This window comes from Sedimentibacter sp. (genome assembly GCF_033447055.1).
In the GTDB taxonomy this organism is placed as follows: Bacteria; Bacillota; Clostridia; order Tissierellales; family Sedimentibacteraceae; genus Sedimentibacter.
The window spans coordinates 21,699-29,839 of record NZ_JAWQJF010000060.1 but is presented as its reverse complement, the minus strand read 5'-3'; the positions used below and the strand labels follow the sequence as shown (position 1 = coordinate 29,839).

Sequence of the window (8,141 nt, the reverse complement as noted above, 5' to 3'; positions counted from 1 at the left end):
GGGAGAAAGTAACATTAAAATTTAGTACTACAACTGCAGACACATCAACTTGGACATTAGGAGCAAAAAAATTCGCTGAAATAATTGGCGAAAAATCAAACGGAAGAATTGAAGTTAAAGTATATCCAAATGATCAACTTTCAGGTGGAAATCAGAGTAAAGGTATTGAAATGCTTATGTCAGGTTCAACAGACTTAACATTTCACTCAAATATAATATATTCAGTAATGGATGAAAGATTCGGAGTTATAAGCTTACCATTCTTAATCGCAGATACTGCAACTGCTGATAAATTGCTTGATGGAGAAGCTGGGGAAGCATTAAATAAAATATTGCTAGAAAAAAACATAATAGGTCTTGGCTATGGTGAAAATGGATTCAGACAATTAACAAACAACAAGAAATCTATTGAATCACCTGCAGATATGGCTGGAATGAAAATCAGAATACCAGGAATTAAAATGTTTATATCTCTTTACAAAACTTTAGGTGCTGACCCTATAACAATGAACTTTGGTGAAGTATTTACAGCATTACAACAAGGAACAATTGACGGACAAGAAAATCCAACAGACGTTATTTCTTCATCAAAAATCAATGAAGTTCAAAAATATATGACAGTTTGGGATTATTCATATGATGCAATCATCCTTGGTATGAACAAAGATAAGTTTGAAAGTTTCAGCGCAGAAGATCAACAACTTATAAAAGATGCTGCAAAAGAAGCGGTTGCTTACCAGAGACAAATAAACAGAGAAAAAGCTGCTACACAAACTCAAGAATTTATTGATGGTGGCATGACAGTTAATACATTGACGCCAGAACAAAAGGCTGTATTCAAAGAAGCGGTTCAACCAGTATATACTGAATATGAACCAATTATGGGAAAAGATCTTATAGATGCTTTTAGATAGTAAAAACAACCATTAATAAAAATTTTTCTAAGTCTTTAAAGACTTAGAAAAATTTTTTAGAAAAACGGAGGTAGAAATGAAAAAGTTTTTCGGTAATTTTGAGAACTTCATCATGGCATTTGGGTTAACTGTAATGACTTTCATTACGGTTCTAAATGTAATATCAAGAAAATTTCTAGGAATGTCAATGTCATTTCTTGAAGAATTAACAACATCAACGTTCATCTTGATAACATTACTAGGAGCAGCAACAGCAGCAAAACTTGGTGGCCATTTAGGATTAAGCGTGTTAACAGACTTGCTTCCTAAAAAAATTCAAAAGTATGTCGCTTTAATCACATGGGTAGCAGCAGCATTTTTCTCATTAATATTACTTAAATTTGGAATTGATATGGTTCAAAGCGAAATAGCAATGGGTATTACAACTCCTTCACTTGGATGGCCAGAGGCAGTGTTTGGGTCATATATAGTAATAGGTGCAGCTTTTATATTTATAAGATTTACACAATGGACTATTAATGCTTTCAAACAACCGAAAAAGGAGGTAAAATAACATGAGTATAGCTTCAATATTATTTGTTTCCTTTGCAGTATTGCTATTATTAAATGTGCCTATTGCTTTAAGTTTAGGCGTATCTTCATTAGTTGCCATGCTTGCAGCTGAATTACCTATGGATTTGTTTCCTATGACTATATATGCTAATATCGGCAAGTTTACCCTTCTTGCAATTCCTTTTTTCATGTTGGCAGGAAATACTATGGAAAAAGCAGGAATATCAGATAAACTGATAAATCTGGCTAATGCTTATGTAGGTCATAAAAAAGGTGGTCTTGCTATAGTTGGTGTTATAACATCATGTTTTTTCGCCGCTATTTCAGGTTCGGGCCCGGCGACAGTTGCTTCACTGGGGGTTATTGTTATTCCTGCCATGATAAATGCAGGATATACTAAGGGAATGTCTTCAGCTCTCATGGCTACGGCAGGTGGCATAGGAATTATTATTCCCCCAAGTATCCCATTCGTTATTTACGGCGCTATAGCAGGTGTTTCAATAGGTAAAATATTCATGGCAGGTATTGTACCTGGTTTATTGATGGGCGCAGCTTTAATTATAGCCAGCTTATTGATGGCTAAAAATATGGATATCAAACCACAGCCTAAGGCTTCCGCTAAAGAAAGATGGTTAGCTTTTAAAGATGCAATCTGGGGATTGATGATGCCTGTTATCATATTGGGCGGTATTTACGGAGGATTCTTCACACCAACAGAAGCAGCTGCAGTTTCAGCAGTTTATGGGATTTTGGTAGGCGTTCTTGTTTACAAAAAACTTTCAATAAAAGATTTATATAAATTGATGGTGGATTCAGCAGTAGGTTCAGCAGTTGTTATGTTTATAGTTGCTTGCGCAGGGTTGTTTGCATGGTTCTGTACTACGACAGGAATTTCTGACATGGCTAGTCAGCTGTTATTGTCAGTATCAGGCAGCAAGACAATGTTCCTGTTAATAGTAAATATTATATTGCTTATTGCAGGTTGTTTCTTGGATGCTCCTTCAGCACTTTATATATTCACACCAATCATGCTTCCTGTTGCAACTCAACTAGGATATGATCCAATTGCACTTGGTGTTGTTATGACTATGAACCTTGCAATAGGAATGATTACACCACCGGTTGGAGTTAACTTATATGTTGCGTGCGGTGTTTCTAAAATAACACTGGGACAAATATCAAAAGCAGTCGTGCCTTATCTAGTAGCTTCTTTGGCAGTATTGTTCTTGATAACTTATGTACCAGATATAATTATGTTTTTACCAAACATGATGGGAATTAAATAATTGAATTGAATTTAATAACTTATAGATTCATAAATCATGAATAAACTTATAAGATGGATTATTCTGATCCATCTTATTTTATAACAGGAGGTAATTATGAACGTTAGAGAACACACGAAAGAAGCAAATATTAAACGCGTTATTGTAGGAAGAATTCCAAGAGGTGAAGATTTATTAACCGGAATTAAAGAAATATGCAAAGAATATGGTGTTAAGAACGGATACATTACAAGCTTGATAGGGAGTTTGGATACTGGAAGATTTATTTTTGCAATACCGAATGAAGCTGGAAAAATAGGATTTGTATACAGCGGAAATACAGATGTAGAAGGACCTTTAGAAATGTTATCAGGTCAAGGACTTATAGGAACTGAGGATACAGGTGAACTTTCATTACATCTTCACATGCTGGTAAGTGATAAATATATGAGAGTATACGGCGGTCACTTTGTAGAAGGCGGAAACCGTGTTGCTGCCACAGCTGAAATCGTAATACATGAAATTGAAAACGCAGAATATATAAGACAATTTGATGAACAAACAGGATTTAGATTATTCAAAATAAAATAGCTGTAAATGTTGTTAAGGATAGAAATTAATTGAGGATATTGAAGAAGAAATTTCAGTATCCTTAATTATTCGAAAAATATTCGGCAAGGAGAAAACGTTATGAGAGCGGTAGTTAAGGAAAATGCAGGTAAAGGCGCAGTTTTAAAAGAAGTAGAAATGCCAGTACTGGAAGAAGGCGAAGTTTTAATAAAAATTAAAGCTGCAGCTATTTGCGGAACTGATCAACATATTTATAATTGGAATAACTGGGCACAAAACAACAACATTAACCTTCCTACAATATTAGGTCACGAGTGCAGTGCTGAAGTTGTTGAAGTAGGACTTGGTGTTAAAACATTAAAAGTTGGTGATTATGTGGCATGTGAAACACATATACCATGCGGACAATGTTTTCAATGCAAGAATGGGCAACAACATATTTGCCAAAATTTAAAAATATTCGGAGTTCATACTAATGGATGTTTTGCGGAATATTCAAAAATCCCTGCTGTATGTGCAGTAAAAATACCGGAATCTATACATCCTAATGTTGGTGCAGTTCTTGAGCCATTAGGAACAGCTGTAAGAGCAAATGAGGAAATTCAAACATCAGGAAAAAATATAGCTGTAATAGGCTGTGGCCCAATAGGATTAATGGCAATAAGCACTGCCAAAGCTTTTGGAGCTGTTAATATATATGCTGTTGATATCAATGAATATAGACTGGAAATTGCAAAAAAATTAGGCGCAACAGAAATAATAAATTCTTCTGTAGTAAACTCTGCTGAAAAATTAAAAGAATTTACTCATGGTGTTGGAGTTGACGCTTTTATTGATGCTTCAGGAAATACTTTTGCAATACTTGATGGATTTAAAGGATTGAGAAAGGGCGGAAAAGTTGCTTTGATAGGCTTACCATCCAGACCTTTGGAAATAGAACTAGGTTCACAAGTTATATTCAAAGAAGCAACAGTAATTGGAATTCACGGAAGAAGAATGTTTGAAACATGGACTACAATGTCAAATTTATTGGATAAAGGTTTATTGAATATAGATCCTGTTATAACTCATGTATTAAAACTTGAGGAATTTGATGAAGGATTTGATATTTCTGAAAAAGGAATCGGCGGAAAAGTTATTTTAGTTCCTTAAATTAAAAAATACAAGAGATGCAGTAAGCTGCATTTCTTGTATTATATAATTTAAAATATGAGATGCTAAATATTTCAACATTAAGAATGCTAAAAAAATAAACAAAATGTGAAATAATTGAGCATATATTTTGCTCGATTACAATTTAAAATTACAAAACGTTGAAAATACACGGGTAAGCAGAATTGGCACAATTATTGCAAACCTTTACATATATAATATTAAGCAATGAGATTATGGTGTTCTTTTTTATTCAAGAAAACGATATCAAAAGCTAACCAATAAACTATAAGGGAGGACAAAATGGAGACATATGGCAAGGAATTACTAAAAACGTTTTATTATAAAATGGTCAAGATAAGAAAATTTGAGGAAACAATAGAAAGATACTTCCTGGATGGAGAAATTCCCGGATTTGTTCACTTATATATAGGAGAGGAAGCAATAGCAACAGGTGTATGCGCAAATTTAAATGATAAAGATTACATAGCCAGCACTCACAGAGGACACGGTCACACAATAGCAAAAGGTGCAGATTTAAACAGAGTAATGGCAGAAATATTTGGAAGAAAAACAGGATTTTGCAAAGGGAAAGGCGGATCAATGCACATAGCAGACTTTTCGGTTGGCATGTTAGGAGCAAACGGAGTAGTAGGCGGAGGATTTAACTTAGCAACAGGAGCAGCATTGGCCATAAAAAAACAACATAAAGACAATGTGTCAGTTGTATTTTTCGGAGACGGCTCCTCAAACAGAGGAACATTTCATGAAGCTTTAAATTTAGCATCAGTATGGAAATTACCTGTTATATATGTGTGCGAAAACAATCAATGGGCTTCAACAACACCATACAAAACAACAACATCGGTGGAAGATATATCAAAAAGAGCAGCGGGATACAACATGCCAAGCAAAATAGTTGACGGCAACGACGTATTCGCTGTTTACGAAGGATTTAAAGAAGCATTGGAATATACAAAAGCAGGAAACGGACCATTTTTCCTGGAAGCAAAAACATACAGAATAAAAGGACACTTCGTAGGAGATCCGGAATTATACAGAACAAAAGAGGAAGTTCAGGAAGTGTATGATAACAATAATCCAATCGATAGGTTCGAAGAAAAGGTTTTAGGAGAAAAACTGTTGACACAGGAAGAATTAGATGAAATAAAAAATAAAGTGGAAACAGAAATAAAAGAAGCATTAGAGTTTGCAATGAACAGCGATTTTCCGGATCCATCAGAAATATACGAAGATTTGTATGTATAAGGAGGAAAAAATGAGACAGATTACATTTGCACAAGCTACTCTTGAAGCAATGAAAGAAGAAATGATTAAAGATGAAAATATATTTGTAATGGGTGAAGATATAGTAAGGCAGGGAGGCATATTCGGACAATTCAAAGGACTGCAGGCAGAATTCGGTGATAGAGTAATGGATATGCCAATATCAGAAACAGCAATAATCGGGGCAGCTGTAGGAGCGGCAATGGCAGGAATGAGACCGGTAGCAGACATGCACTTTGCAGATTTCATGGGAGTTGCTATGGACGAGCTGTTTAATCAAATGGCGAAAATAAGATACATGTTCGGAGGACAAACTACAGTACCGATGGTAGTAAGAGCACCTGACGGAATGTCATCATGCGGAGCCGCTCAGCACTCCCAAAGCATTGAAGCCTGGTTTATGAACATACCGGGAGTGATAGTAGTTACTCCGTCAAACCCCGCAGATGCAAAAGGTTTGTTAAAATCAGCATTAAGAGACAACAATCCGGTAATATTTTTTGAAAATAAAATATTGTACAAAGAAAAAGGAGAAGTTCCGGAAGACGAATACTTAGTAACAATAGGAAAAGCAAAAGTAGTAAAAGAAGGAACAGACATAACAATAATATCCTATTCAATTGCAATGAAAAAAGCATATGAAGTAGCAGAAAAACTAGAAAAAGAAGGAATCCATGCAGAAGTAATAGACTTAAGAACATTGGTTCCATACGATAAAGAAGCAATATTAGAGTCAGTAAAAAAGACACACAGATTAGCAATAATACATGAAGCTGTAAAACAAGGAGGAGCAGGATCCGAAATAGCAGCATTTGTGGCAGAAAACGCATTAGAATATTTAGACGCGCCAATAATGAGATTTGGAGCGCCATTTACACCAGTACCATTTTCACCACCTCTGGAAAAAGAATACAGATTAGACTCGGACAAAATAACAAAAGAAATAAAAGAAAAGTTTTAAATACAGGTTTAAAACAAAAGGAGGTTGAATATGGTCAGAGAAATATTGATGCCTAAATTAGGACTGACAATGGTAGAAGGAACAATCATACAGTGGTTCGTAAAAGAAGGCAATCATGTAAATGTAGGAGACAAACTGTTTGAAGTAGAAACAGACAAGCTTACAAATGAAATAACAGCAGATACAGAAGGTTTAATAAGAAAAATATTCGTAGGCCAAGGTGAAACAGCAGAAGTCAAAGCTCTCATAGGAATAATAGCCGATGAGGGAGAAGATATATCAATACTGACAGGAGAAGCAAAAGAAGAAATAAAGACTGAAGAAGTAGAAGAAACAAAAGTAGATACAAAAGAAGAAACAAAAGAAAATAAACCAGCTTCAAAAAATGAATCGGGTTATATTTTGGCAACTCCATACGCTAAGAAAATAGCAGCCGAAAGAGGAATAGACTTGACATTAATTGCTGCAACAGGATACAATGGAGTAGTAGTGGCAAAAGATGTAGAAAATGCAGAAACAGAAGAAGTAAAAGTAAAAGTGACGCCAACAGCAAGAAAGATTGCAGAAGAAAAAGGAATAAATCTAAAAGACATATATTCAGGTACAAGAATCAGAAAAGCAGACGTGTTGGCAATAGATAATGAAGAAGAAGCATTAGAAGAATTAGACACAGAAAGAGCGAGCGGCATAAGAAGAATAACTGCTCAAAGAATGAAAGCAAACTGGGCAGGAACACCAATGGTAACATTCAACGTGGAAGTTGACATGACAGAACTAATTTCCTTAAGAGAAAAATTAAAGCCAATATATGTAAAAGAAGGACTCAAGCTTACTTACAATCACATAATAATGAAAATACTTTCAAAGCTTTTGGTAAAATACAGATACTTAAATGCAAGCTTTGAAAACGATACAATAATTTATCATAAGAATGTAAATTTAGGAATTGCAGTAGATGTAGAAAGAGGATTAATGGTTCCAAATGTAAAAGGAATTGAAAAAATGACTTTAAGAGAAATCTCGGAAGAAACAGAACGATTAATTGAAGAAGCAAAAACAAATAAATTAAATCCGGATTGTTTAAGCGGCGGCACATTCACAATAACAAACATAGGAATGTTTGGTATGGATTCATTTACTCCAATTATCAACAAACCTGAAGTGGCAATATTAGGAATAAACAGAATAGCAGATAAACCGGTTGCATTGAATAAACAAGTGGTTATAAGACCAATGATGAACTTGAGTCTAACTACAGACCATAGCTTGGTGGACGGGGTGTTATCAGCTAAGTTTTTAAATGAAATAAAAGAAATAATTGAAAATCCATATTTGTTAATTGACTGATTGAATTAAAAATTACATCAAAGTATTTAAATAGAAAGGAGATTACAGTCAATTACAAAGTGTATTTTCAAAAGAAATATAGTATAAACTACT

8 protein-coding genes are annotated in these 8,141 nt (G+C 34.5%); all 8 read left to right on the top strand.

What is annotated here, in order from left to right:
* Positions 1-914, top strand: a 914-nt coding sequence (locus tag SA378_RS03770; protein ID WP_318524650.1) for a DctP family TRAP transporter solute-binding subunit, incomplete at its 5' end; no start/stop codon positions are given.
* A gap of 76 nt (positions 915-990) precedes the next feature.
* A complete protein-coding gene (locus tag SA378_RS03765; protein WP_318524649.1) occupies positions 991-1,467 on the top strand; it encodes a TRAP transporter small permease in 477 nt (158 codons plus the stop codon).
* 1 nt (position 1,468) lies between these two features.
* Positions 1,469-2,752, top strand: coding sequence for a TRAP transporter large permease (locus SA378_RS03760; RefSeq protein ID WP_318524648.1), 1,284 nt, complete (start codon positions 1,469-1,471; stop codon positions 2,750-2,752).
* A gap of 96 nt (positions 2,753-2,848) precedes the next feature.
* Positions 2,849-3,322 carry a PPC domain-containing DNA-binding protein gene (locus SA378_RS03755; RefSeq protein ID WP_318524647.1) on the top strand — a complete coding sequence of 158 codons (474 nt, stop codon included), beginning with the start codon at positions 2,849-2,851 and terminating at the stop codon, positions 3,320-3,322.
* Positions 3,323-3,421: 99 nt separating this feature from the next.
* On the top strand, positions 3,422-4,453 hold the full coding sequence (gene tdh / locus SA378_RS03750) for an L-threonine 3-dehydrogenase (RefSeq protein ID WP_318524646.1): 1,032 nt from the start codon (positions 3,422-3,424) through the stop codon (positions 4,451-4,453).
* A gap of 303 nt (positions 4,454-4,756) precedes the next feature.
* Entirely contained in the window at positions 4,757-5,722 is a 966-nt protein-coding gene (locus SA378_RS03745; protein ID WP_318524645.1) for a thiamine pyrophosphate-dependent dehydrogenase E1 component subunit alpha, read from the top strand.
* A gap of 10 nt (positions 5,723-5,732) precedes the next feature.
* Entirely contained in the window at positions 5,733-6,701 is a 969-nt protein-coding gene (locus SA378_RS03740; protein ID WP_318524644.1) for an alpha-ketoacid dehydrogenase subunit beta, read from the top strand.
* 30 nt (positions 6,702-6,731) lie between these two features.
* The gene (locus SA378_RS03735) at positions 6,732-8,048 is read left to right on the top strand and encodes a dihydrolipoamide acetyltransferase family protein (RefSeq protein ID WP_318524643.1); all 1,317 of its coding nucleotides are present in this window, start codon (positions 6,732-6,734) and stop codon (positions 8,046-8,048) included.
* The last annotated feature ends 93 nt before the right edge of the window (positions 8,049-8,141 follow it).